This is a genomic window from Candidatus Thiodiazotropha sp. AKAK3, from assembly GCF_058244645.1.
Genome location: NZ_JBSYOQ010000029.1, coordinates 1 through 24,927 on the forward strand (window position 1 = coordinate 1; position 24,927 = coordinate 24,927).

Consider the following 24,927-nt stretch of genomic DNA (forward strand, 5'->3'; position numbering starts at 1 on the left):
GTTCGAGCAGCGTTGTTCAGGTGGGGCATGGCCCCACCCAACCAGTCCGTATTGGCGTAGGGTGGGGCCATGCCCCACCGAGAAGTCAAATGGATCAACTGGTGAGGGCGGTGGCAAGTTTCGAAGTGCCTGTAGGGGTTGGTAATGTTACTCCACAGGATGCGGCTGATGCTCTGCAGCCACTACTTGCTGAGAGCTGGCAGGTTACTGCCTAGTCCGTAGCCTGGATGGAGTGTAACGGAATCCGGGGGGAACAGAGTACCAACCATCCCGGATTCCGCTGTGCTCCATCCCGGCTACCGAGCTAGAAGGTTTTTGATTGTAAAAAAGGCCGATTGATACTGCTTTTTACCTTCAATGGTGGGGCATGGCCCCACCCTACTTGTCCATATTGGCGTAGGGTGGGGCCATGCCCCACCGAGAAGTCAAATGGATCAACTGGTGAGGGTGGTGGCAATTTTCGAAGTGCCTGCAGGGGTTGGTAATGTTACTCCTCAGGATGCGGCTGATGCTCTGCAGCCACTACTTGCTGAGAGCTGGCAGGCTACTGCCTAGTCCGTAGCCTGCATGGAGTGTAACGGAATCCGGGGAGAACAGCGTACCAACCATCCCGGATTCCGCTGTGCTCCATCCAGGCTACCGAGCTAGAAGATTTTGATTGTAAAAAAAGGCTGATTGATACTGCTTTTTGCTTTAAATGGTGGGGCATGGCCCCACCCTACAGTTCGAGCAGCGTTGTTCAGTATTAATCTTATTGAGATGAGTAGGTTTTGTTGAGGTTACCCATTGGTCAGGTTAGATTTCCGATCCCGCTGCCCATCTGAACGGGCGTTCCAGGGGTGAAATCTTCGAACCACTCCACTGCGTCTTTACCAAATAGCAGGATCACTGTGGAACCCATGTTGAATCGTCCCATCTCTTCTCCTTTATCCAACTCCACCGTGGTAGGTTGCTGCAGAGGTTCATAGTTCCAGCTTGAGACTCTCAACTGGCTGGGTGTGACTGTGCCTGCCCATACAGTTTCGATGCTGGAGACAAATATGGCGCCCACCAGGATCATTGCCATTGGCCCAGCCGCTGTTTCGAAGAGGCAGATAACCCGCTCGTTGCGGGCGAAAAGTCGGGGTACTTTTCGACATGTTGTCTCGTTAACGCTAAACAGACGTCCAGGTACATGCACCATTTTTTTCAGTTTTCCACCCAGGGGCATATGCAGACGATGGTAGTCTCTGGGGGAGAGGTAGATGGTGGCGAAGTGCCCCTCATCAAACAACCTGGTCATCTCCAGGTCGCCCCCCAGCAGTTCGAACAGCGAGTAATCGTGTCCCTTGGCCTGAAACAGGTAACCTGCTTCAATGTCACCAGCCTGGCTGAGGGTGCCATCTGCGGGGCTGGCAATTTCATTGGCCAGCTGAGTGACTGGTCGGGCATCCGGTTGCAAGGCACGAGTGAAAAAATCGTTGAAACTGCGGTAGCGGGTGGGGTCACTTTCGATTGCTTCCTGCATATCAACTTTGTACCAGTCAATTGCGCGTCTTATCAGCAGGTCCTTAACTGACTTAGTTTCGATCCGGGTCAGACTATGCATCAAACGGGACAGCAGGTGGTGGGGAAGCAAGTACTGGAGGGTCACGAACAGACCTTCAAGAAACCTTTGTGGAAACTCTTTTTGTTTGGATTCGGTTTGATTCATTTTTGACTACTGGGTTGAACCTGAATCCGTGGCTTCAGGTAGAGGTTAATATCTGGATTAAATCCCTGGCGATAGTAGCTGCATCCACACCATCGGTAAATAGGGCGTGCAAGTGACCTTCGGGACCGATTAAGTAGAGTACAGGCTCTGAACTGTTGAGATCGACACCAAATTTGTTAAAGGCCTCTTCTATCTGCGTAGGGGATCCCTGCAATCCAAATATATTGCCACTGAGTTGAGAAATGGTGCTATCCAGAGCCGCTTCTTTGGATTTTGGCAGATAGAGATAGTGTGCCTTTTGCTGTAACTCAGGGTGTGTTGCGATGCGATTGTGAACCTTCAACAGTCGGGTGAAGGCGGGTGTGGGTTGAGATCTCCCACTAGGATCCAGCATCAGCAGGCTCCAATGGTCGAGCAATCGATGGTTTTCAAATGGCTCTTTGGATTGATCCTGCAGCTTGAATGTGGGGACAGGGGTAGGGGGGGATATGGTGATACCGCTGATTTTGGGGGTGTCACGGCTGGTTTTATGTGAGATACCCGCATAGTAGGCGAGGCCGAAAGTTAACAGGGCCAGGCTCAGAATAACAAACCGGCGTTGTGATGATGAGGGTCGTCTCATGTGGTGACTTTTGGTGTGTCATCCCGGTTGCCCCAGTCAGACCATGATCCTGGATAGCCTCTGCAACGCTCAAATCCGAGATATTGAAGCACGAACCAGGTCAGGGATGAGCGATGGTGTGTCTGACAATAGGTAATGACCTCTTTGTCTGGGGTTATGCCCAGCTCAGAGAGCATCGCTCTTAATGTTGTTTCAGGTTTCAGGCGGAGATTCCGTTGTCGATCCATTACTTCCAGCCAGTCCAGGTTGACCGCACCAGGAATATGCCCTGGATATTGAGAAAAGCGGGAGATGCCTCTGAATTCATTGATGCTTCTAGCATCCCATAATGCCAGCTCCGGTGATTCCACTCTTTCGAGAATATAGTCGGTAGTCGCCACCACCCGGTGATCCGGTGCTACTTGGTAGTTGGTGGGTGAAGGTGTGGTGACCTCCCTGCTACAGGAGTTGCCCTCATTGGCCCATGCATGCAGACCGCCATTCAATAGCGAGTAGTGCTTATGTCCCATGGCATGCAGTGTCCATAGCAGGCGCGATGCATTGCCACCCCCTTCATCATCATAGGCGACAACATGGGTGTCGTTGCCGATACCATGTTCGGAAAAGAGCTGCTGCAGCTGTTCTGGATCCGGTAACAGTCCATGAGTAGGGTGGTCAGAGAGGGTGATGGCCGAGTAGGCAAGATGTACCGAACCTGGGATATGCAGTTCCCGGTAGGTACTATCTTTACAAAGATCCACCACACGCAGGTTTTCTGCCTGTTCGCTCAAACAGGCACTCAAAACCTCCGGTTCCAGCAGAAGTGGAAGTTGCGGATTCAACTTGCTGATGAGAGCGATTTTTGTACTGCAGCCAGTGCAACGCCTCTATTGATCGGTGCATTCATCTCACTTAATACTGCCTCAAGGGAGCTGACACAGAGCAGGATGTTCTCAGCTCTTGCGCTATGGCCCATCAGGCCGATGCGCCAAACTTTACCTGCCAGAGCGCCAAGCCCAGCACCCACTTCCAGGTTGTACTCATTGAGTAAGCGGCTGCGTACTGATGCATCATCAACGCCCTGGGGAATGGATACGGCGTTCAATTGCGGTAGGCGGTGGGCTTCATCAACGATGAAATCGAGCCCCATGGCTTCGAGACCTGCTTTAAGCGCATTGTGCATTTTGATATGGCGTGCCCAGGAATTTTCCAGCCCTTCTGCCTGCAGTATGCAGAGCGCTTCATGTAGACCATAGAGACCATTCACTGGTGCGGTGTGGTGATAGGCGCGCTTTTGACCGCTGCCCCAATAGCCCATGACCAGGTTCAGGTCGAGAAACCAGCTTTGTACCTTCTGCTTTCGGTTTCTGACTTTCTCCAGGGCGCGTTCGTTGAAACTGATGGGTGAGATACCGGGGGCACAGGAGAGGCACTTCTGTGTTCCTGAATAGATGCTGTCAATTCCCCATTCATCGACTTTAAGCTCGCTCCCTCCCAGGGATGTGACTGCGTCGACGATGGTCAGGCAGTCGTGACGATGAGCCAGTTCCACCAGTTCCTTAGCATCGGATCTTGCGCCTGTGGAGGTCTCGGCGTGGACAAACGCCACTATTTTTGCGTCGCTGTTCGATTGTAATGCGGCTTCTACTTTTTCCAGGCTGACAGCCGTGCCCCATTCATCTTCAACCATGATAGGCGTGCCACCACAACGCTCGACATTCTCCTTCATACGTCCGCCAAAAACGCCGTTCTGACAAACGATAACCTTATCTCCGGGTTCTACCAGATTGACGAAACAGGTCTCCATGCCGGCTGAACCTGGCGCAGAGACAGGCATGGTCAGTGCATTTTCGGTCTGGAAGGCATACTGCAGCAGCGCCTTTGTCTGTTCCATCATCTCTACGAATAGAGGGTCCAGATGGCCAATTGTGGGACGTGACAAGGCTTCCAGAATTCGGGGATGGACGTCTGAGGGGCCAGGGCCCATCAAGGTGCGGACAGGGGGGTTAAAGCTTGGAGTAGTCATGAAGAACTGCCTTATTGTTAGAGGGTATGAGACAAAGTCATTAATTCCGGATGCTGAGTATAAGTGTCGAGCCGATTCTGCATCAAGCAGTTACAGCCTGACGAGCTATAGGGTAATGATGGGGAGGGCGATTCCTGACGCCTGATGTGACGATTTGATCTAGTTCCCATTATATTTTTCGCGATTTAATTCCGAGTCGTTTGGTTGGTTTTAGCCGCTTTGAAAGGCCAGGCAGGCTGACAATATGATCCTTGTTCAATAAAACTTGCGGAGCTTTATATCTACATGAATTTACTTGGTTTTTTTAGCTTAAAAAACGGCTTTCAATTCTGAGAAGAGTGTCGTTCATTTATGTGATCCAGTTCCTCAGGATAACGGTAATATTCCCTTACTCTATGTGCCATCGCGTCATTGAGGCCACATGAATGAAATCGTTACAACTCATATTATCAGCTTTTGCACTAAGTCTGGTCCTTAGCGCATGTGGTGGAAGCAGTGATCCAGAATCAAATGAGACAGCTGGCAACACTGAAGATGAGACTGCTGTTTCCAGTGGTGGTGAAACACAAGATCCTGGTACAGATCAAAATTCCGGAGATGCACCAACCGGTGATGAGAGTAGTGATGAGCAGACTCCAGTAACGCCACCGACTGCACCACCAGCGCCGGAGCCTACTAAGCCAAGTGATCCGGTTACGCCAACTAATCCGACTCAGCCTACTCAGCCTACTGAGCCGACTAAGCCAGCTGACCCAGCGCCTGGAGAGAGTACAGATACCACGCCTCCTGCTGATAGTGTTGATCCAGCGCCGGAAGAGCCTGCACCTGAGGAGCCAGCAACAACTACGCCAGCAGTAGGCGCAGCTCAACTGAACTCAGCAACTATTTCCGCTGATAACATTGTTCTAAACTGGACTCATGATTTCGATACCCCTGTGGGAGGATACGACATAATCATTGATGGGCTGGACATGGGCACAGACCGTACCATGTCGACCACTGCCACCATTCGTGGATTGGACTTGGCCGAAGCTCATTGCTTCATTATCGAGTCTCGCTATACAGATGCCGCTGTACACCCACTGTCGAATGAAGTTTGTACTGAAGCACAAGCTGCTGCTAACCAGGCGCCTACAATCAGTGGAAATCCCGCCGCCGCAGTCGATGCAGGGATTGCTTACAACTTTTCCCCAGTCGCTGACGATGCCGATAATGACACGCTGACTTTTTCTATCACGAATCTACCTGCTTGGGCGAGCTTTAATCACAGCAACGGTACCTTGAGTGGCACACCTTCAGCACAGGATGTTGGGGACTATAACAATATTCGGATCAGTGTAAGCGATGGTACTGACACTACGAACCTGTCGGCATTCACTATTCGCGTCAACAGTGTTGTAGTAGCAGCAACAACCGGTTCCATGTCACTTAGATGGACTGCACCGACTACCCGTACGGATGGTTCCTCATTGAATCTGTCTGAAATTAATGGTTATCATATCTATATCGGTACAACGCCGAACAATTTACAGATGCATGTCGATCTTGGGCAGGGTGACCTGAATAGTCACACCATTGATAACCTGGACCTGGGGGACTACTATGTAGCCATCGCTGCATATGACCGGACGGGTAACGCAAGTGATCTTTCGAATACAGTTCAGAAAAGTGTCGTTAATTAACAGGGATACTGTTATTAAGTTAGCAAGCTCTACTTTCTGAACACAGCGATCCTGAGAAATGGTAAATACCATTCTCAGGATTTTTTTTTGTGGTAGGGTTTTTCGATTTAAAGCTGTATCATTAAATCAGGGAAAGCTGAATGACGGACCATGTGAGGGACTACGACGAATATGTATGAGTCGTATTTTGGATTCAAGGATACGCCATTTCGATTGAGTGCGGACGAAAAGTTCCGCTATGCCCACAGAAACTATCTTAGAGCATCCGCATACCTAGCCTACGCTTTACAGCAGAGCGAAGGCTTTGTGATGATTACCGGACAACCCGGCTCAGGTAAAACAACTCTGGTCAGAGATGTCATTTCTGAGATTGACGCTAGCAGATTCAATGCCCTGAATCTGGTCACCAGCCAACTTCAAGCCGAAGAGTTATTGAGAAAGGTTGCTCTGGAGTATGGCTTACCTGCTGAGTCATACAATAAAGCCACTCTGCTGACCTGTATAAATAAGCACCTCTCTGAATTGCATGAGCAGGGGAAACGTTCCATTCTTTTTCTTGATGAAGCTCAGAATCTTTCAATGAACGGGCTTGAAGAGTTGCGTCTGCTTTCGAACCTGCAGATGGGTAACAGCTCGCTACTTCAAATAGTTCTGATCGGGCATGATGAATTAAGGGAACTCGTGCTCGGCCCAGATATGGAACACATACAGCAAAGGCTTATAGCAACCTGTCAGATTAAGCCTATGTCAGATGAGCAGACCCGTGAATATATAACACATCGATTGAGTGTGGTTGGCTGGCAGGATGACCCCCATATTGATGAAAATGTATTTTTGCTGATCCACCAGGCAGCACAGGGTGTACCAAGAAAGATCAATCATCTAATGAGTCGAATATTGCTTTTCGCATCTTTGGAAGAGAAGCATGAGCTGAGTGATGAAGATGCCTTGGAGATTATTGAAGAGTTAGTGGAAGAGCGGCGTATCACTTTGCCAGACAATGAATCTTTTGAAGATTTTGTTCAAAGATACCAGCAGGATAAAGATCAGCAGGTAGAAGTTCAACAAGTCGCATATCAGAAAGCAGCAGTGCATGATATTTTCGAAAATAAGCCACTTCAGGAACAGTTTTTTGATGAAGCTGAAATAGAGAAACGTAAAGAGGAAATTGCCAATACTAACTTTATTACTGAGAATCTGCTCACTGCAATCGATGCATCTGATCAGGATTTCGAAGAGGCTTGGGATTTACCTGACTCTGATTGGAGTGACTGGGATAGCGATTTAACGGTAATAAAAAGAGAGCCTCATTCTACTCAGAAAGAAGAGCACGCAACTGAGCCACAGAATAATCGATCTTCTACAGAAGATGAGGTTGAATTATTTGCTGAGGATGAAGCCTTAAATCAACCACTGCCAAGCGCTGAGGATATTTGGAATAATAAACTTGAATCTGTGGATATGGATTCTCTCATTTCGACTACGCAAAGGAAAAGTAAGTCAAGGGTGACAGAAATCAAGTCGACCCACAGTGACAAGAAGATGCCCTCACTGGATGATGAGCATAGTTGGGGTGGGGTTTGGTGGATGTCTAGTGAGAACCAGAAGGGTTCCGATAGCCATCAAAGCAACTTAAAAAGTAATAGTGATAGACGTAAGAATCAATCAGCCTGGCCAGCGAAAAAACCGAATAACACAATTGTTGTTGAAGAGAATCTGAGTATGCCTTCTATGTGGGTTGAGGGTTGCCCAGAGGTTGTAGCAGCTGAAAACTCCGAGGTGCATAAGTTTAAACCTCGCCCAACTCGGCTCAGGAATTCTATCTTTCATGTGGTTGCATGGGTAGGCATCGGTCTACTGGTTATGCTGACCTACGCTTTTTATTCAAAACAGATTGATAACTATTTTAGTGTCTTTGCAGATCGTATTGATGGTGTGGTGGCTGGATACCCTAATTCGGAACTATCTAAAATGCCTTCTGACCAGGAAGGTTCTGGTGTTGATCTATCTGCTGAGGCAGAAGTCAAACCTCTGATTGGAGATCAAGCATCCATCGATCAGTCAAAAATCGCTGATGATCAGAGTTTAGGCGAGCTGGAGTTGCGCACAGAATTTTCAGATATAGACACCATCATAAATATAAATTTGGCAACACGCTATGCGGTATTTTTTGCTTTTAACAAATCCTCTATTCCAACTGAATATGTAACGTTATTGAAGTCTGTTCAATATAAAATGTTGACCAAAACTGAGACTTTTCTCCGTATCATCGGCTATGCAGACAGTCAGGGAGATAGCAGTTACAACTATCGTCTCTCATTAAAACGGGCTGATGAGGTAAAACAGTTCTTAACCAAGCGTGGCATATCCGGAGAACGTTTGCATGTGACTGCAATAGGTACAGCAGAAGATGAGCAGGCGATCTTGAAACGTGATGAATCTGCAAAAAAAAGACGGGTTGAATTAATCCTGTTTCCAAATTAATTGATGTTTAAATAAATCGGTATGTTTGTGAGAGCCCCTGCTTCTCGGATGTCACTACTGGTTTGAATGGGTTAATTATAAAAAGCAGTTCAATATATGGGATATTATGTATTGTTCCCATGATTTATAAATGGTAGTTTCGATTGTGCAGGTACAATCAGGCAAAGATTGTATCTTTCTACAACAATCTTTTAAGGATGAAGATAATGAAGAAGTTGCTTATACGTTCAGTCGCACTGGTTGCCTTCCTGGCATTTTCTACAGTCGGCGCACAGGCTGCATCTTACGATGCAGGTACCTTTTCTGATCTTGGGGATAGCTTCAGTACTCCCCAGCCAGTCGGGAATTTTCTTGATTCCTATAGTCTGACTGTTGATTCCGCTTCACTGGATATCAATATTACAGGCACACATCAAGGCATGTTTCAGGATGATCTGTTGCTGACTAATATCAATACCAACGAACAGTATCATCTGGGAACCACATTTTCTGAAACTCTGAGTCTGGGAGCGGGAGAGTACATTTTTACCATCTCCGGTTTTGCGCTTAATTCTATTGATACCACACTCAATTCAGATTATGACTTAACCATGAGTGCAGTACCACTGCCAGCAGCTGCTTGGCTGTTTGGTTCTGCGCTGCTGGGATTTGTCTCCTTCAGTAGAAGACGTAAAGTCTAAGAAATATTACGAATTTATAATTTCGTATGAAAAGCCATGGAAGGTTATCTCTTCCGTGGTTTTTTTTCGAGCTTGAGAAAGTGATCCTCTTTTACCTTAAGCAGCTACTCTACCTCAGTGTGAATCGGTAGTGTGTTGTTCAGCAGTCCCTCAGGCTTTACTATATTTCCCGTAAACCTTCAGATGGTTCTATATGGGACGCCCTGAAACCGGCAAGAGATGCCGCAACTACAGATGAAACCACTGTGAGCAACAGAGCAATGAGGAAGTGTTCTGGCAAGAGCTGACAGACTTGTTCGTTGTTATTAAGTTGAGCCGCAAAGATACGGTTGATTGTTATGCTCACTCCCAGGTAGATCAAAGAGGCAAAAGCCCAGCCAAGAACGGCTGTAAATAGTGATTGAAAGACCGGGAACCAGACAATTTCAGCTGTGCGAAAACCAACCAGGCGTAGCACACTCAACTCCTTACGCTTGCGATCCACGTTGGCCCATAGACTGGCACCGAGGGAAAAGGAAAATCCCGCAAGACCAATTATCGCAATTAACCAAAATACCAGACTCAAATTGCGATCCATGCTGCGTACAATCTCGATATCTGCTGCTCGGGTACTAACCTCTATATCCAACCTTTCGAGCGCATCACTGATGCGACTGACATTGTAGATTGAGTCGGTGTATAGCCTGAAACTGGGGTATTTTCTGTTACTTGTATTGGCCTCGCTGCCTTGCCATCCAAATTCAGGAACTGAGCGTCCGTCGCGAAAATCCTCTGCACTTTCGACCAGGGCAAGTGGGGCGAAGGCTCCATCACGTGCAAAACTGCTGGTATCAGCAATATCTACAACTGTGAGTTTTAGGTGAACCCTTTCACTACGCCCTTGAAATCTGCGAGCCAGACTGCCAGCGATTTCGTCACCTGCTTCAATATTCAGCTTTTTAGCAGCATGACTTGAGAGCACTAACTCTGTTGATGTTTTCGGCGTATTCCGATCTTTCAGTAGAGGATCTCCTTCGCCGGTAGGTATCATCTCCACCGAGACAATCCGTTTTGAAGTTTCGCTCTTAAGGTCTATGGTGGCTGCAATGGCTCTCGTACGAGGGACTATGAATTTAACCTCTGATCTATCCCTCAATTGCTCAAACCAGGCTTGATCGTAACGCCCGCTACCGATCGGTCGAATTTCCCGATTGCGGGGGTCTTCGATCAGGTTATCGAGCATGCTACCCACAATTCCAAACTTGAGGGCGAAAAGAATCATCATCGGGCCGAGCACAGCAGCGAGTGCAAGTATGAAGAAGGAAGACATCTGCCACTCATTGCGGTAGTCCCGGCTAGCCAGCCAGACAATATCTTTCAAACGATGACGCATCAGCCACTTACCACTGTTTCAGTCATGGAGCCATCCTCTTTTCGTTCCGTATGGTGCTCCAGATGTCGTAGCCCAAGCCGATTGATATGACGCCAGGCATGACTGGCCAGGATTACAGTGATATGGAGTTCATCTACCAACTCTATAAAAAGAGACATGATGCGCTCAGCTGCAATTGGGTCGAGAGATGCCGTGGGTTCATCGGCTATTACAATTGATGGTCGGTGGGCCAAGGCCCTGCCTATGGCGACCCGCTGCCGCTCTCCTACTGAGAGTTTGTAAGGTAGTTTGTCGAGGTGCTGTCTGATGCCCAGATCTTTAGTGAGTTCTTCTACCAGCCTATCATCCGGCATATCAAGCAATCGCCGGGATAGATTGATGTTCTCCCGCACAGTGAGGTAGGGGAGAAGTCCGCCGGTTTGCATCACATATCCGATACGCAGACGACGCAGATCCCCCAATTGATTGAGTTGTTTCTTCTTCCAAAGTGTGGAGATATCTACTGGCTCGGCACCCTGTTCAGGACGAAAGCGGAACGATCCAATCTCACTCGGGCGCAGAATCATAGATAGCATGTCGAGCAGTGTGCTTTTTCCACAGCCACTTTCACCGATCAAAGCGATCTTTTCACCTAAGGCGATCTGCAGGCTAGGTACGCGTAAGCGGAAGCCAGTGCCCTCGGCTTCGCGAGTTTTCACAACATCGCGTAAGTGGTATATAAGGACACGATCACCTGTCAGGCTCGCTCCTGCTTGAGCTTCAGGGTTAGTCATTTTAATGTCGTGTTTGTGTTAAGGCAGCAATTCGAGGCCGATTGGAAATACCGAGTCACCCGTGATGGGGCCCCCATCCAGTGAAACCCAGAGATCGGTATGGTCATGTAGTACTTGGTAGTAATTGATCTTCTCTTCCAGTCGGTTAATAAAAGCGATTTGATCCTTGGCTGTCCAATCCTGCCAATTTTCCAGTGAGAGGCTCATGACTTCACCGGTATAGGGTAGATCCTCAATGTATTCTCGCATGAAGCCCATATCTGCAAGATTGCCTTCCCTTGCACCTGTCGCCCGGGTTGTGCTGCCCAGCTGATCAGGATCACGGGCAATTGTTGCGGCCAGACTCTTCAGGTCATTTAAAAAGCTGCGTGGTGAGAGGAGTCCCTCTTCAGCGGTAAGTAGCACCTGTTTCATAATGGCATGCAGGTCGCTGAGTTGGTCACGAGTAAGAAGAACCCTGACATCCAATGTCTGGCGCTGCGGATCCTGAATATCTCTATCCACCAGCCAGGCATTGAAGATATTGGGCATCTGCTGTTTTTCATCCTTTTGCAGGTAGCGCATTCTCAGGGCATATCCCAGCTTCGCGACTTTTGCCTGAAACTGAGCCAGCTGATCTGATGATTCATCAGGTTTCTTTGTAGCTTCCCTGGCCTGGCGCTCTTCTGCGAGAACTTTTCCTGCCGCTGCCATGGCAGCCAGCTTAACCTGCTCAGTGATCTGTTGGGAGAGGGCGTCCAAAACACGCCCAAAGCGTTCGACGTTACCCGTTTCAACGCCAAAATAGAAACTACCGATACCTGGGTAGTAAGAGAGGTCGCGGTAGGTCTCTTCGGCTTTGGTATGGTCCGACATTATGCTGGGGGTGAGTAGGTGCAGTACTGACAATGCAATGCCTTTATTTTGAGCCAGGCTCCTCAACGCAGTGCTGGACAAGCCGGTGCCTGAGAGGGGGTCACCCGACTCCCTGGGGCCAGCGTCGGTGATCAACACAACATAGCGGGCGTCCTGATCTTCCCAGTTGATGCCCGCGATCGCTTCGTTAACCCCGGCAAAACTGTCTTCTTTGAAATCCCTGCTTGAGACCGTGGCCGCTTTCAGGGTGGAGACTTGAGAAAAAAAGCTGTCAGCATCCTGGCCATGTTCCAGGTCGACATAGGTTTGAGTAAGGTAGTCAAGGCCTGGTGCCACTTGGGGATTGTCCCGAAAGGCCACCAGTCCAAAGCTGACATCACCAGTCAAATCCTCTTTGGTTATGGTGTCATATATCTTGCGTACTGCTTCACGGGTACGGTCGATATAGGGATCCATTGAGAGGGTCGAGTCGATAACAAATACCACTGCTGAGCGAAATGAGCGGTTGTTAGATTCAGCCTTTGGCGCCGCAGGGGAGTCATTATCTTTAGCGGTTTGCAACGGCTGCAAGGGAACGCTGGAGATTTGCAGCATTCGGGCCTGTTCACTGCCGATATAGATATCCTCATGGTCACGAATGGGTACCAGATAGAAATCCTTGAGGATATCGATATGAGTTCTGGGCTGAATGGCAACCACAGGTGAATCTGTTTCCAGTTTGCCAGCCTCCGCAGCGGCATAGAGTTGTCTGTATCTGCTTTTATCCTGATTATCAATCAGCTGTTTCAGTTCGGTCTTATCATTGAAGAGTAACACTCTGTCGCTGCCCAGAGGATCTCGGAATGCGACAGTAAGTCCTTGATTCCAAGGTATGGTATCGACTTCAGGTAACCAGCCTTCGATCGTACCATGCCGGTTCAGCCCGACTTTGAGCCAACTGGAGCCGTTCTGTTGCTTGCGGGCATAGACGTAGTAGACACTGAACGGTATAGAAGGGGAACCACTGCCCTGTTGGATTTGATCGAACAGGTGCGCACCGGGTTTACTCAATACCCGTTGATAGAGGGATTGTTTTCCTTCCATCAGGAGTGGACGATCCTGAGGGACCGAAGCTGCCGGTGCGGCGAACATAATCGCTGCGATAATGAAGGGGGCCGATTTAAGCCATTTCATCGGAGTGATCCTGAAAATTGTGGTTTATTGCCAGTTCAACAACAGACGTTGAGCGGAAGGGTCTCCTGACTTCGCCTGCTGCTCACTTCTTCTTCGCAGCTTATCGAGTCGTTCCTGTGCCCCGACGATCTGTTGCTTAGCTGCTTCCCTGTACCATTTGTGTGCTTGAAAAATATCAGCTTTCTCCAATAGCACGTTACCCTCTTTAAAGTGGTCTGGATCGTATAGGCTGGCAAGTGCAAAGGCCGCTTGGCCATCTCCCTCTCGCGCAGCGTAGAAGAGTAACAGGTAGGTATCTGTATGACGTCCCTGCTGAGCATACAGCTCTGATTTCTCGAGCAGTTCAGTGGGGCTGAGCGCAAGCTCCCCACTGCGCAGCTTGGAGATCATTTCCCGTGCGGTTTCGCTCTCTTGCGATTGCTTAACCGCAGCCACAGGCTCAGCCTGTGAGACAATCGTATCTCCAACTTCTTCATGCTGCTCTTCTGACTCTGGTACTTTTTCGGTCTCCACCGGGGAGCTGCTGACTTGAGGCACCTGCTCACTCTCTTTAGCGGCTTCTATTTGCCCTCGAATTACAGGATCAATCTGGCTCTCCTGAATGGGAGGTTCCAGTTCGATGGTCTCTTCGGGGGCAAATAAGAAGTAGATACCAACCAAAATCAGTGCCGCGACAGCAACCTCAAGGGCTACCCTGAAGCGGCCAGAGGTATTAGTGATCTCTACACTATCGGAGAAATCGTCGGTCAGTCTGGAATCGGAGTTGGTCATACCACCAGAAAAAATTTGTAATCTATCTGGGGAATATCTGCTTAATTTGTGAATCGGTCAGCGGTGGCTGAAAGATCACAGTTCTGGGGCGAAAAGCTGTTCAATAGCAGGCTATCATCGGCTGCGCTTATTCATCTCGATCTGTAATATTTCATCTCACCAAATAGACGACCCAGAAGTTAATCAGCGTTCCCTGGTTATTTGATGGCCCTAGTTCAGTCAGAGCTCTAACGTTACATTTCAACAGAAGAGGAGATTAAAATCTACTCGATAGATAAAACAGATGAGCTTGAGGGAGATTATTAGATCTGGGCAGTTGTCTATGGCGGGTTTTCCGCTCAGCTGATAAGAATTGGTACCAGAGGCCGGACTCGAACCGGCACGCCCGTGAAGGCAACGGATTTTGAATCCGTCATGTCTACCAATTTCATCACTCTGGCATTTATCAGACTTCCAACTTTACTGACCGTACAGGCTGAATCAACTCGCCCCTCAGGACCATCGATTCCAACCCGTGAGGCCGGAAAGCCGCACAGTATACCTCGATTTTTGGGATTATGCAGAAAAATTTACAGGGCTATTATCATCTGCTCTTTGACTCAACGAGGCGGATGGTTTGCCAAAATAGAAGCCCTGGCCATAGTGGAATCCGAGCTGCTTCAACTGCTCTGCAGCTGTTTCAGATTCAATCCCCTCAGCGACCAAAATATACCCGGATTCAGTGATCATCTGGGCTAAGTGATTGAGAATGGGATTGGCATCTTCGTTTTCGATCAGTTGAGTGAGTGTGATATCAAATTTTACAACATCCACTGGCATGGCACCTAGATATCTCAGAGAGGAGTAACCACTGCCAAAGTCGTCCAGGGCGACGCGGAATCCCATTGACCTCAGTCTTTTGAGATTTTTCCGTGCTGTTTCAAGTTGGGTGATAAGAGCTGTTTCGGTGACTTCAATCAGAAGCTTGTAATCGCTCATGAAGGGCACGAACTCTTCAAGCCAGTTGGGTAGTTCACTATCGACAATCGAAGGTGCTGAGAGATTTATTGAGACACCTGTACCCGGTGGGATTTTACGAGCTTCCAAATCGGCGATGATTTTACGGATAATCTGGCGATCCATATCGTGTTCGAGTCTTCTCGCTTCCACCAGAGGAAAGATATGTGAGGGCATGATCAATTGCCCGTCATGCATAATCCGCATCAGTACTTCGTAGTACTCCGGCTTGTTGTTATCAAGGTCAACAATGGGTTGATAGTGCAGAACCAGACCATTGCCGTTGGAGATCGCTTCAAAAACAACACTATGGGTGCGATTTGAATAGAGTCCCTGTGCATGTTTTGCCAGTTCAGCAGAGAAGCTGACAATATTTGAATATCCAGGCCGCTTTGCAAAATGGACTGCTACATCTGCTTGCCATTGGAGGGAGTCCAGGCTCGAATCATCACCAGGAGCGGTATGTGCTACCCCGATACTCATGCGCACAGGCTCCATGATGCCGTGCTTTTCAAATGGGTAGTTTGAAATGGCAATATGGCACTGTTTTGCAAGTTGCATCGCTTTGCGATGGTTGCAGCCGATTAAAACGGTTGCGAATTCATCTCCGCCTAGCCGGAATAGTTGCTGTCTGTTACGCAATATATTATTGATGAGGCTGGAGATGGCGATCAGTACGGCATCTCCCGCCTGATGTCCATAAGTGTCATTGAGTGCTTTGAAGTGGTTGATATCAAAGATGATCAGACAGGTTTGACTGTTGCTGTTTTTAAATAGATGGCAGACTTCCTGCCAAAAATCATCGAAGGCGCTTCGGTTCATTACACCGGTTAGAGAATCCTGATGGGTCAGGTTTTGCAGTTCCTGAGTTTTCTGATCCAGTGAAGTGTTAACCTGGTTGAGTTGATTATGATAACTGTTGAGTGACTCACGAATATTGTCCAGCTCTGTAATCAACAGCTGATCATGGTTATTGAAAACCACCGGATCGTAGGGATGGCTTTTCAGTTGGTTGAGGTGCTCTGTTATCTTCATGATTGGTCTGCTGATCATCCAAGCGGCCAAGGGAAAGATAAGAAGGGTCAAAATAGCGGTTATTGTTGCAAGTCTGAGTAGAAAATCTGTCATTTCAGATTGAACTGCTTGCGTATATGGAGCGCTGATAAGCTGGTAGTGCAGGTGGTTTTTAAATGCTTCAGTGGTTATGCGGTCAGCCTGTTCTGTTTTAACGCTGAGGGTTGCTTGATCAACCCAGCTGAAGTGTCGTGTTACAACGATTGGTATGAGTCTGTTAAGCGTGGCTATGTAACCCAGTATCTGTTCGGAGTTTTTGTTCTTGATGGGTTTAATAGCTGTCACGAAAGGTTCATATTCACTGATGTAAATATATTGACCATTCTGGATCGGCTCGATATGGTCAGGTAACAGTGAAGTGTTGATATGTGACAATACATCCCCATTGCTATCGTAGAGCGCCAGATCCAGGATATATTCAGAGAGAAATCGGTTGTCTTTTGCTCTATGGCGATACCAATAGGTATAGTAGGTGGGATCCAGAAGCTGTTGGGTGAGCTCTTCCCATTTTGCCAGCTGTTCCGTTTTTTTGCTGATGATCTTCAGTGATTCTTCAATTGCCGCATCGACCTCATTATCAGCTTGCTGTTGATTGGCGAATTGGAAACTGCTATTCAGCTTATCCACTTCCAGATATGTGAGGCGACCCAGGCTGAACAGCAGAATCAAGAAGAGTGCAATGAAGATAGTCGTAAAGAGAGTCAGTGAAACCGGTCTGATTCTTATATCCATGGTTTTTACGATCTACTGCCGGTCAAAGCAACTCAATAATTGCTTCGAATAAATCGAATTCATGTGCATGGTCGAAAAAATGATTGGCATCCTCTATCTCAACTACATTGGCTTTGATTTGATTTAGCAGTGGCTTCCATTCTGGGCTGAGCCTGTTGTCTTTGCTTCCTAGAATAATACTCGGTTTTTTGCTTAATCCAAGCAGTGCCTCAGTGACGAGGGTCTGATCCCACCTGAGATAAGAGAGGTAGTGGTCGGGGCGGGTCGGGTAGATATCGCAAAAGGCCAGTTTATAGTTATGAATGCCGCGCTTATCAACGTCAAGATCCTTTTCGGCACGCTTCTTCTCCGCTGAGTTTTCTTTGGCAATAGGGCCTTGGGCAAAGGCAATCAGACTTACAAGGATACTCTGCTTGATATTGTTGTTAGGCGAATTGGCGTGAAGATAGGCCAGTAGGGTAAGGCTGCCAATACTGTGACCAATTAAAGTTACCGGTTTAGATGTACGTTGGGATAACCAGTTTACCCATATTGCAACTTCATCCCGGTCCAGTTCCATATTGTGGCTATGAATCGCTTCACAGGCCAGACTTTGACTGCGTTGCTCGATGCCCAGTGATAGGTTGGGCAGTAGAACGGTATGCCCATCATCGTGCAGTGCATCTGCAATTCGTCGAACGGTAAAAAAATCTCTGGTTTGCAAAAAGCCATGCAAGATAAGTATTGGTGACTCATCATTACCAGAGTCCAAGTACTCCGCTGAGGCGAGTAAACCATTTGGCATACGTTGCTGGATAGTTTTCCCTTGGCAAGGCAGGGATAGCATAAGCAGACTGGCTAATACCAGTTTGAATAGTGATAGAGAGCGAGTAACCCGCACTAAGCTAAACATCCTTAACCTCCAGCTATTCTCACGCTTCAAACTTGAAATAAAAACAGATTTAGTAATACAGATGACTGGACAAGTAGATTGCTTTATCGGATACCTTACTATTAATCGGTTCTGAATATCTATGGGATGTTGCATCTGATGCCATGTCAGATCAAGCAGGACTAACCGATCTGCACCTTAAATTAACCTATTGTGCGACAATGTTATCGGCCCGGATTTATACGGAGGCTCCCTAATAATTCAGCATGCCTGTGAGGTGTTATCTGATACACCTTGTGAGCAGCTCGTGCTAACATCCGCGCCCTATGAAATTGTCAGACTTCGATTACTTACTGCCGGAAGAACTTATTGCCCAGTACCCTCCAGAGGAACGCGGCTTAAGTCGACTATTGGGCCTGCTGCCAGATTATGCCGAGCCTCAGGATTTAATGTTCTCAGACCTACCCAAGCTTTTATCGTCCGGTGATCTATTGATCTTTAATGATACTCGGGTCATGAAAGCCAGGCTTCATGGGCAAAAAGAGAGTGGAGGACGGGTTGAGGTATTGATTGAACGGGTAGTTGAACCCGCTAAAGCTCTGGCACAGGTGCGGGCCAGTAAGTCCCCCAAAGTCGGCAGCCAGCTACTGTTGGGAGAGTCTCAAGCGGCGGTTGAAGTCGAAGGTAGAGATGGCGAGTTTTTTCTATTACGGGCGGTGGATGACGATTTTTATCAGCTCATGGAACAGCAAGGGAAGATGCCGTTACCGCCATATATAACACGATCGGACGAGGCGGTGGATGAGACCCGCTACCAGACAGTCTATGCAGAGAAGATCGGGGCTGTTGCTGCGCCAACTGCAGGCCTGCATTTTACCCCATCGATGCTTGATCAGTTGACTGAAAAAGGTGTGAAACAGGCCAGGGTGACGCTGCATGTGGGGGCTGGAACATTCCAGCCGGTCAGAGTCTCAAATCTTGATCAACATGTGATGCATAGGGAGTATGCCGAGATTGATGAAGCGGTTTGTGAGCAAATTGCTGAAACCAAGCGTCAAAATGGTCGAGTCATTGCTGTTGGCACAACAAGTGTGCGTACGCTTGAGTCAGCCTCACAAGGTGGAAGTTTGAAGCCATTCAAAGGTGATACCCGCCTGTTTATCCGACCGGGATTTGAGTTTCAGACGGTGGATGCGATGATCACCAACTTTCATCTGCCTCAGTCGACCCTGTTGATGTTGGTATCTGCCTTTTCCGGCTATGAGCGCATTATGCAGGCCTATCAACATGCTGTTGCCCAGGGATATCGCTTTTTTAGCTATGGCGATGCTATGTTTCTGACACCGGGTAAGTAACCCTAATAAAATCAGTTGACCACTCCATTCTAATAGCAGATCCCTGATTTACAGGCAAAAAAAAGCGCGGCAGGGGTGCCGCGCTGAAGTATTCCACCAAAGGAGGATGGAGGAGTGTGTGCCGATACAAGATGATCAGCACATAAACATTTTCTAATATATGAAGATGCTTTGTCAAGAATTATTAGGGAAATCCCTAACATTAGTTCACAGAAAGTAACAATTCAGCTTCTACGGGTGACGATGTGTATCATAGTCACTGTAAAAAACAGTTTTCCAGGTTCAGTTTGGTTATGAAATTTGATGTTTTTCAGAGGGATGGCGCCGCTCGTCGCGGACGTCTGAATTTTCAGCGGGGTACCATAGAGACACCAGCATTCATGCCTGTGGGTACCTATGGCACCGTCAAGGCGATGACGCCGGAGGAGATTGTCGACTTAGGCGCTGAAATTGTTCTGGGAAATACCTTTCATCTGATGCTCAGGCCAGGCACTGGTGTGATACAGGCTCACGGTGACCTGCACGACTTTATGCATTGGCAAAAACCGATCCTCACCGATTCCGGGGGCTTTCAGGTATTCAGCCTGGGTGATATGCGGAAGATTACTGAGGAGGGGGTGCATTTTCGTTCACCCATCGACGGTAGCAAGGTATTTATGGGGCCGGAGGAGTCGATGCAGGTTCAGCGGGCTCTCGGATCTGACATCGTTATGATTTTCGATGAGTGCACGCCCTATCCAGCGACTGAAGATGAGGCACGTAAATCGATGCAACTCTCACTACGTTGGGCCAAGCGCAGTCGGGAAGCGCATGGTGACAATCCCTCCGCGCTGTTCGGCATTGTTCAGGGCGGTATGTACGAATCTTTGCGTGAGACCTCTCTCGAGGGGCTCGTAGATATCGGGTTCGATGGTTATGCTGTAGGTGGCCTGTCAGTAGGTGAACCAGCAGCTGATCGATGGAGAGTACTGGATCACCTCAGTAGCCGATTGCCAGCTGATAAGCCGCACTATCTGATGGGGGTAGGGACGCCGGAGGATATTGTTGAGTCAGTGATTCGGGGCATTGATATGTTTGATTGTGTAATGCCGACCCGGAATGCGCGAAATGGTCATCTGTTTACCCATCAGGGGGCGGTACGCATTCGCCACGCAGCCCATCAGTATGACGACTCACCAGTCGACCCACTATGTGATTGTTATACCTGTCGCAACTACAGCCGCGCCTACCTGCGTCATCTGGACAAGTGCAATGAGATTCTAGGTGCACGGCTTAATACCATCCACAATCTCTACTACTATCAGAAACTGATGCGTGATCTGCGAGCAGCGATAGAGAGCCAGACACTTATGGAATTCCGCAAGGCATTCTATGAGATGCGTAGTTCAACCTAAAAAAATCAGTTGACCGCTCCATTCTAATAGCAGGTTCCTGATTTTGTAGAAAATAGCTTCGATGCACATGGTCACCTGTTGGGTGAATCACGCTACAGCATGAATTGCACGCTTGTGGCGGCGCATGGCGGCGTTGCAACTCCTTAGAATAGCGGGCTATTCCGCGTCGTTGCGCGCCGTGCAGGGACGCACAAGTGTCGCGGGCGCAGGGATGTGCAAGAGTGACCCTTGCCCTGCACCACCACAAACGCACACTTCACGCTGCCCAACTGATCTTTTTAGGTTCAAAGGTGTAACGCTTTTCTTATCCAGTAATCACGATGGGACTATTTGCGCTCTTGAGCAAGACTCTCGAGGCCGTCTGATGAGAGAAGTTGACCCTGATTGTCGATGATTACCGCTTCGATATCATCTAGACGATTGACCATCGCCATCCCTGCTTTAGCACCCAATACAAATATGCTGGTCGACAGAGCATCAGTGCGTGTGGCATTTGGCCCGAGAATGGTGACGCTCTGAACCTCTCTTGCAGAGCTTCCCGTCTTGGGTGTGATGATGTGATGGTATCTGATCCCTTCGGCTTCGAAGAATCGTTCATAGTCACCTGATGTTGAGATGGCGCTATCCGAGAGGGGAAGCACAGCTGCCATCGCATCACGATTTCTTGGTGCCTGAATGCCGATATGCCAGGGTCTTCCCTGATGGTCACCGATCAACCTGCTATCACCACCTGCACTGATCAAGGCGTGTTCTATCCCTCTTTCACGCAGCAGTTCAATACCTTTATCGACAGCATAACCTTTCGCGATACCGCCCAGGTCGATACGTACACCGCTCTTACGGAACATCACGCTCTGCTCTTCTGGCTTGAGTTGAATATGTCGATAGTCGATCAATGGCAGAGTTTGAGTGGTGATCTCCTGGCTCGGTTTTTTGCCTTTTCGGTAGTCATATTGGTGGCCGATGGAGGCGAAAGTGATATCGAATGCACCCTCAGTCAATTCAGCATATTTCTGTGACTCTTCGAGAAGATGAAACAGTTCTCCCGAAATAGAGACAGCCCCTTCAGCTGCCATGCGGTTGAGCAGAGAGAGTTCACTGCTCTCTTTGTAAGGACTGAGTTTTTCATCCAGGCGTCTGAACTCATCCATCACAGCCGTTACCGCAAGTTCACCCATCTGCCGATCTTTATGCCATAGCTCCACCGCTATTTTTGTGCCCATGATGTTGGCCGTGTCACTGACCCATTCGGCAGACAAAAGGGAGGGGATGAGTAGCATCAGGGATAGGGTAACTCTACCCATGCTTGTCCATAACATGGGTAGATTTACCTGCTTTTAGCTGGTCCTGACCGCCTTCTCCTCATGCTCAAGAGGGCAGAAAGTCGATAGGGTAGGAGACAACTGCTTTATCCACATCCTTGCTGAGAAATTTAAACAGTTTTATGCGTGATACCAGTTTGCGTTCCAATTTGGGATTGTTCAATTCAGATGAGAGAATCCTGCAGTTGGTTACCTTTCCGGAGGGAGTGATGGTCAACTCCAACACAACCTTACCCCGTAGTGAGGGATCCTTGCGCAAGGCTCTATTGTAGAGGGCATAAACGGCCCCCTTGTTTTGGTCAAAAACCAACTGTATCTCTTCTCTGGTTCGGCTTCCCTTGTTGTTTTTACCTCTGGCTTTGCTGCTGTTCGCGGCGGCCTCACTACCTTGGGTAATATCCTTACTCGCAACTTGAGTTGTGTCTCGGCTACTCAGACCGCTGCCACCGGTCTCACGACTCAGCGCGGAGGTATTGATGCCACCACTTCCCTTTGCGGCTCCGGATGAGATGATGGAGCGTTGGCTGGTGTAGGTCTTCTGCCCTTTATTAGAGAGTTTTTGAGAACCACGTACACTGGAGACAACGGGATCCTCACGCAGATCCGCCAGTTGATCGGCGAAGGCCAATAGACCGGAGCTTGCAGCCTTTTTACGTGCGGCTTCAGGGTTAGGCTTTTTCTTTGCCACTTGCTTGACAGGTGGTTTGGCCGGCTCTGGTTTCTTTTTCGCTTCCGGTTTCTTTTCAGGTTTAGGTTTTGGCTTGGGCTTAGGAAGCTCTTTTTTTACCACCTTTTTTGGTTTTGGAGGTGGGGTCTTTTTCTGCTCAATTATCAAACGTGCAAGCCGTGGAGGAAGCGTTTGCTTTTTGAAGCGTTCTTTCTCTGGGAGCTCAATCATGGGGATCAACAAACCCAGCATCGTGGCAATAAGCACGGCGGTGACGAAAATAATCTGAAATCGACGTTCGTCAGAACTGGCAGTATTCCAAGGTAGGTTGGAGGAATGTCGGTATGAGACTCTCACAAAGTCTGCCCTCCATTGTCTTTCTCAGCTCTTCGCAGCACAGCCAGGGAGACGTGGGGGTATTCTGATTCGGCGCAGGTTGCCATCACCCGCTTTAATAGCGTGTAGGGGATGCCCTTATCACCCATGATGGTGATTTTGCCTTTGAAAGGTTCCAGGGTGCTGCTTTTGGATCGCTCGGCATGACGCTGTAACTCATCCTGCAAAGCAGGCAGGATTGTGCCTTGGGGTAGTGGCATGGACAGATCGATAACCCGGTGTCCCTGTACCAGGATCTCATTACTGTTGACCATCACTACCAATGTTTCCTTTGGTTTTAACTCTGCAGCGGACTCGGGCAGGCTCAGGGCCTTGGCATTGGGCAGGACCTGAACTTCACCAGAATTGACCAACAGAAAGAAGACCAGGATGGTGAAGATATCCATCAATGAGACCAGGTTCAGAACTGCTGATCCTCTGTTTCTTCTGTGGTGACGATCCATGCGTTTTGCACGACGCGACATCTTCATGAGGCGTTACCTTCATCCGATTTTCTGGCTGTAGCCGGGGGTGCGTCCCCGAGAGAGATTTCAGGAAAGAGTTCGTATTGGACTACAGAACCGGCTTCAACATTCTCTGTCATGCGCACCGCATCCATGACCTGTACCATGGTTTCGTAATTGGTCTCTGGCTCAGAGAGAATGAACACGTTGCGCTTGTCCTGGAAACGGACTTTGATCTGCACCAGCAGTTCATTCAGGGCTTTAACGTCGTATCCATCGCTTGTGTTAGGGATACTTCGAATCAACCCACCCTGGCGATCAGCAACTTGAAGAGCCTCTTTACGAATGATGACCTCCAGTTGCAGCTCTTTGATCTGTTTTAAAGTGCCTTCACTTGCAGGCGGCAGATAGAGCTCGATAATGGAAAAGCGGGAAAATGCCGCAGTCATCAATAAAAAAGGGATCAGGATCACCATCAAATTTAAAAAAGCGGTGATGTTCAACTCCGCTTCTTTGTGATGGTGGCGAAATCGACCCCTCATGCCTTGCTCCTGGTGGAATAGGCTTTCTCATTGAAGATGTTGAGGAATTTAACCGAAGCCATCTCCAGGCTATCGACAATCGCTGTGGTCTTACTCTGCAACAGGGCATAGACAAGCAGCAGGGGAATCGCTGCCATCAAACCAAATGCCGTAGTGTTCATGGCAACGGAGATACTGGCTGACAGCAGGTCAGCTTTCTCTGCCGGGTCGGCATTGGAGACTGCAGTAAAGGCCTGAATAAGACCGATGATGGTGCCCAGCAGTCCCAGCAGTGTGGCAATGTTGGCCAATGTACTGAGGTAGTGGGTTCGTTTTTCCATACGGGGTATGGCTTCCATCAGGCCCTCTTCCATCGCGACCTCTACGTCATCCCTGCGTCTGGCTGTGCGTGCCCGCGCCAAACCGTAGGTGAGCATGGTGCCAATTGCAGTTTTAGACTTGTTGGCTGCCTCCATTGCAGTTTTAAAATCCCCATCGTTGAGGTGAGGTAAAACTTTTTTCCAAGTCCGTTTATTACTTCCGGTGGCAATAGTCAGGTAGACCCAGCGTTCTATGGCGATCGCGATACCTCCGGCGAATATCAGCAGTATTGGGTACATGAAGAGTCCGCCTTCCTGAAAGAAACGGATGATCGTGTCGATGAGCTCCATAGGGTTCTCCGTTGTTACTCGACGTGGGTTTCGATAAAATTCGGGTTGTATGCCATAGGGCATAACATGACAATATCTTTAGGGTTATTCACCATATCTCTGATACCAATCTATCTGTCTGCGAAATACATCACGGTCCAGTGGGGAAAGTAATTCCTCCCGTCGGCCGGTCTCCGGTGGCATCATGCCGGTTAATCGTTTGGCAGAACGCCAGGGCACAACATAGAGAACATTGGGTGACTCTTTATTTCCAAAAATAGCTGTGCCTTCCAGATCGAGACGTTGCTCAGCCTGGCAGATTTGAGTGGTGAAGAGCGAGAGCGTCAGCAGCATGGCACTACGAGTTGTGAGTCTTCGAATTGAGATCATAATCAC

23 protein-coding genes and 1 tRNA gene are annotated in these 24,927 nt (G+C 48.5%); 7 read left to right on the forward strand and 17 right to left on the reverse strand.

From position 1 onward, the window contains the following. On the forward strand, nt 1–215 hold a 215-nt coding region (locus AC4IE7_RS05060), incomplete at its 5' end, for a hypothetical protein (protein WP_490775724.1). Nucleotides 216–429: 214 nt separating this feature from the next. Next, nucleotides 430–555, forward strand: a complete 126-nt coding sequence (locus AC4IE7_RS05065; protein WP_490775725.1) for a hypothetical protein — start codon at nt 430–432, stop codon at nt 553–555. A gap of 235 nt (nt 556–790) precedes the next feature. Here AC4IE7_RS05065 and asd read toward each other — a convergent pair whose 3' ends face one another. From asd to AC4IE7_RS05085, 4 genes are read right to left on the reverse strand one after another with little or no spacing between them, the layout of a single operon-like run. Next, on the reverse strand, nt 791–1,693 hold the full coding sequence (gene asd, locus AC4IE7_RS05070; protein ID WP_490775726.1) for an archaetidylserine decarboxylase: 903 nt from the start codon (nt 1,691–1,693) through the stop codon (nt 791–793). 34 nt (nt 1,694–1,727) lie between these two features. Beyond that, nucleotides 1,728–2,315 (reverse strand): hypothetical protein, encoded by a 588-nt coding sequence (locus AC4IE7_RS05075; protein ID WP_490775727.1) that lies wholly within the window; start codon nt 2,313–2,315, stop codon nt 1,728–1,730. Further along, on the reverse strand, nt 2,312–3,136 hold the full coding sequence (locus AC4IE7_RS05080; protein ID WP_490775728.1) for a sulfurtransferase: 825 nt from the start codon (nt 3,134–3,136) through the stop codon (nt 2,312–2,314). Before AC4IE7_RS05080 ends, AC4IE7_RS05075 begins: the two co-directional genes overlap by 4 nt. Beyond that, nucleotides 3,133–4,320 carry a pyridoxal-phosphate-dependent aminotransferase family protein gene (locus AC4IE7_RS05085; protein WP_490775729.1) on the reverse strand — a complete coding sequence of 396 codons (1,188 nt, stop codon included), beginning with the start codon at nt 4,318–4,320 and terminating at the stop codon, nt 3,133–3,135. Before AC4IE7_RS05085 ends, AC4IE7_RS05080 begins: the two co-directional genes overlap by 4 nt. Nucleotides 4,321–4,745: 425 nt before the next feature. On the opposite strand from AC4IE7_RS05085, the gene AC4IE7_RS05090 reads away from it, so the two are divergent. From AC4IE7_RS05090 to AC4IE7_RS05100, 3 genes are all read left to right on the forward strand, one after another. Next, nucleotides 4,746–6,002 carry a putative Ig domain-containing protein gene (locus AC4IE7_RS05090; RefSeq protein ID WP_490775730.1) on the forward strand — a complete coding sequence of 419 codons (1,257 nt, stop codon included), beginning with the start codon at nt 4,746–4,748 and terminating at the stop codon, nt 6,000–6,002. A 171-nt stretch (nt 6,003–6,173) separates the two neighbouring features. Continuing rightward, entirely contained in the window at nt 6,174–8,486 is a 2,313-nt protein-coding gene (locus tag AC4IE7_RS05095; RefSeq protein ID WP_490775731.1) for an AAA family ATPase, read from the forward strand. A 206-nt stretch (nt 8,487–8,692) separates the two neighbouring features. Continuing rightward, nucleotides 8,693–9,166 (forward strand): VPLPA-CTERM sorting domain-containing protein, encoded by a 474-nt coding sequence (locus AC4IE7_RS05100; RefSeq protein WP_490775732.1) that lies wholly within the window; start codon nt 8,693–8,695, stop codon nt 9,164–9,166. A 160-nt stretch (nt 9,167–9,326) separates the two neighbouring features. Here the strand turns inward: AC4IE7_RS05100 and AC4IE7_RS05105 are convergent, their stop codons facing one another. The 7 genes from AC4IE7_RS05105 to AC4IE7_RS05135 form a co-directional block, all read right to left on the reverse strand. Beyond that, the gene (locus AC4IE7_RS05105) at nt 9,327–10,538 is read right to left on the reverse strand and encodes an ABC transporter permease (RefSeq protein WP_490775733.1); all 1,212 of its coding nucleotides are present in this window, start codon (nt 10,536–10,538) and stop codon (nt 9,327–9,329) included. After that, on the reverse strand, nt 10,538–11,311 hold the full coding sequence (locus AC4IE7_RS05110; protein ID WP_490775734.1) for an ABC transporter ATP-binding protein: 774 nt from the start codon (nt 11,309–11,311) through the stop codon (nt 10,538–10,540). The genes AC4IE7_RS05105 and AC4IE7_RS05110 overlap by 1 nt, the downstream gene beginning before the upstream one ends. Nucleotides 11,312–11,329: 18 nt before the next feature. Continuing rightward, on the reverse strand, nt 11,330–13,339 hold the full coding sequence (locus tag AC4IE7_RS05115; protein ID WP_490775735.1) for a vWA domain-containing protein: 2,010 nt from the start codon (nt 13,337–13,339) through the stop codon (nt 11,330–11,332). A 24-nt stretch (nt 13,340–13,363) separates the two neighbouring features. Next, nucleotides 13,364–14,110, reverse strand: coding sequence for a hypothetical protein (locus AC4IE7_RS05120; RefSeq protein ID WP_490775736.1), 747 nt, complete (start codon nt 14,108–14,110; stop codon nt 13,364–13,366). 353 nt (nt 14,111–14,463) lie between these two features. Continuing rightward, nucleotides 14,464–14,550: transfer RNA gene (locus AC4IE7_RS05125), tRNA-Leu, on the reverse strand. A 115-nt stretch (nt 14,551–14,665) separates the two neighbouring features. Continuing rightward, complete coding sequence (locus AC4IE7_RS05130) at nt 14,666–16,912, reverse strand: EAL domain-containing protein (RefSeq protein ID WP_490775737.1); 2,247 nt, start codon at nt 16,910–16,912, stop codon at nt 14,666–14,668. Between the two features lie 22 nt (nt 16,913–16,934). Further along, nucleotides 16,935–17,804: an alpha/beta hydrolase gene (locus tag AC4IE7_RS05135; protein ID WP_490775738.1), complete on the reverse strand. Its 870-nt coding sequence runs from the start codon at nt 17,802–17,804 to the stop codon at nt 16,935–16,937. Nucleotides 17,805–18,109: 305 nt separating this feature from the next. Between AC4IE7_RS05135 and queA the strand changes: the two genes are divergently transcribed. Then, on the forward strand, nt 18,110–19,138 hold the full coding sequence (gene queA, locus AC4IE7_RS05140; RefSeq protein WP_490775739.1) for a tRNA preQ1(34) S-adenosylmethionine ribosyltransferase-isomerase QueA: 1,029 nt from the start codon (nt 18,110–18,112) through the stop codon (nt 19,136–19,138). Nucleotides 19,139–19,431: 293 nt separating this feature from the next. Beyond that, a complete protein-coding gene (gene tgt / locus AC4IE7_RS05145; protein WP_490775740.1) occupies nt 19,432–20,532 on the forward strand; it encodes a tRNA guanosine(34) transglycosylase Tgt in 1,101 nt (366 codons plus the stop codon). A 326-nt stretch (nt 20,533–20,858) separates the two neighbouring features. On the opposite strand, the gene AC4IE7_RS05150 is transcribed toward tgt, so the two are convergent. The 6 genes from AC4IE7_RS05150 to AC4IE7_RS05175 form a co-directional block, all read right to left on the reverse strand. Beyond that, entirely contained in the window at nt 20,859–21,851 is a 993-nt protein-coding gene (locus AC4IE7_RS05150) for an FAD:protein FMN transferase (RefSeq protein ID WP_490775741.1), read from the reverse strand. 49 nt (nt 21,852–21,900) lie between these two features. Further along, nucleotides 21,901–22,878, reverse strand: coding sequence for a TonB family protein (locus AC4IE7_RS05155; protein WP_490775742.1), 978 nt, complete (start codon nt 22,876–22,878; stop codon nt 21,901–21,903). After that, nucleotides 22,875–23,387 (reverse strand): ExbD/TolR family protein, encoded by a 513-nt coding sequence (locus AC4IE7_RS05160; protein WP_490775743.1) that lies wholly within the window; start codon nt 23,385–23,387, stop codon nt 22,875–22,877. Before AC4IE7_RS05160 ends, AC4IE7_RS05155 begins: the two co-directional genes overlap by 4 nt. After that, complete coding sequence (locus tag AC4IE7_RS05165; RefSeq protein ID WP_490775744.1) at nt 23,384–23,902, reverse strand: ExbD/TolR family protein; 519 nt, start codon at nt 23,900–23,902, stop codon at nt 23,384–23,386. The genes AC4IE7_RS05160 and AC4IE7_RS05165 overlap by 4 nt, the downstream gene beginning before the upstream one ends. After that, entirely contained in the window at nt 23,899–24,552 is a 654-nt protein-coding gene (locus AC4IE7_RS05170; RefSeq protein WP_490775745.1) for a MotA/TolQ/ExbB proton channel family protein, read from the reverse strand. Before AC4IE7_RS05170 ends, AC4IE7_RS05165 begins: the two co-directional genes overlap by 4 nt. An 84-nt stretch (nt 24,553–24,636) precedes the next feature. Further along, nucleotides 24,637–24,921 (reverse strand): hypothetical protein, encoded by a 285-nt coding sequence (locus AC4IE7_RS05175; protein ID WP_490775746.1) that lies wholly within the window; start codon nt 24,919–24,921, stop codon nt 24,637–24,639. Nucleotides 24,922–24,927 lie beyond the last annotated feature (6 nt).

Excerpts from the sequence above, each read along its gene's own strand:
- AC4IE7_RS05165 (WP_490775744.1), bottom strand. The coding sequence starts at position 23,902 with ATGAGGGGTCGATTTCGCCACCATCACAAAGAAGCGGAGTTGAACATC.
- AC4IE7_RS05075 (WP_490775727.1), bottom strand. The coding sequence starts at position 2,315 with ATGAGACGACCCTCATCATCACAACGCCGGTTTGTTATTCTGAGCCTG.
- AC4IE7_RS05135 (WP_490775738.1), bottom strand. The coding sequence starts at position 17,804 with ATGTTTAGCTTAGTGCGGGTTACTCGCTCTCTATCACTATTCAAACTG.
- AC4IE7_RS05065 (WP_490775725.1), top strand. The coding sequence starts at position 430 with ATGGATCAACTGGTGAGGGTGGTGGCAATTTTCGAAGTGCCTGCAGGG.
- AC4IE7_RS05090 (WP_490775730.1), top strand. The coding sequence starts at position 4,746 with ATGAAATCGTTACAACTCATATTATCAGCTTTTGCACTAAGTCTGGTC.
- queA (WP_490775739.1), top strand. The coding sequence starts at position 18,110 with ATGAAATTGTCAGACTTCGATTACTTACTGCCGGAAGAACTTATTGCC.
- AC4IE7_RS05120 (WP_490775736.1), bottom strand. The coding sequence starts at position 14,110 with ATGACCAACTCCGATTCCAGACTGACCGACGATTTCTCCGATAGTGTA.
- AC4IE7_RS05095 (WP_490775731.1), top strand. The coding sequence starts at position 6,174 with ATGTATGAGTCGTATTTTGGATTCAAGGATACGCCATTTCGATTGAGT.
- AC4IE7_RS05170 (WP_490775745.1), bottom strand. The coding sequence starts at position 24,552 with ATGGAGCTCATCGACACGATCATCCGTTTCTTTCAGGAAGGCGGACTC.
- asd (WP_490775726.1), bottom strand. The coding sequence starts at position 1,693 with ATGAATCAAACCGAATCCAAACAAAAAGAGTTTCCACAAAGGTTTCTT.
- AC4IE7_RS05160 (WP_490775743.1), bottom strand. The coding sequence starts at position 23,387 with ATGAAGATGTCGCGTCGTGCAAAACGCATGGATCGTCACCACAGAAGA.
- AC4IE7_RS05130 (WP_490775737.1), bottom strand. The coding sequence starts at position 16,912 with ATGGATATAAGAATCAGACCGGTTTCACTGACTCTCTTTACGACTATC.
- AC4IE7_RS05110 (WP_490775734.1), bottom strand. The coding sequence starts at position 11,311 with ATGACTAACCCTGAAGCTCAAGCAGGAGCGAGCCTGACAGGTGATCGT.
- AC4IE7_RS05115 (WP_490775735.1), bottom strand. The coding sequence starts at position 13,339 with ATGAAATGGCTTAAATCGGCCCCCTTCATTATCGCAGCGATTATGTTC.
- AC4IE7_RS05085 (WP_490775729.1), bottom strand. The coding sequence starts at position 4,320 with ATGACTACTCCAAGCTTTAACCCCCCTGTCCGCACCTTGATGGGCCCT.
- tgt (WP_490775740.1), top strand. The coding sequence starts at position 19,432 with ATGAAATTTGATGTTTTTCAGAGGGATGGCGCCGCTCGTCGCGGACGT.
- AC4IE7_RS05150 (WP_490775741.1), bottom strand. The coding sequence starts at position 21,851 with ATGTTATGGACAAGCATGGGTAGAGTTACCCTATCCCTGATGCTACTC.
- AC4IE7_RS05105 (WP_490775733.1), bottom strand. The coding sequence starts at position 10,538 with ATGCGTCATCGTTTGAAAGATATTGTCTGGCTGGCTAGCCGGGACTAC.
- AC4IE7_RS05100 (WP_490775732.1), top strand. The coding sequence starts at position 8,693 with ATGAAGAAGTTGCTTATACGTTCAGTCGCACTGGTTGCCTTCCTGGCA.
- AC4IE7_RS05175 (WP_490775746.1), bottom strand. The coding sequence starts at position 24,921 with ATGATCTCAATTCGAAGACTCACAACTCGTAGTGCCATGCTGCTGACG.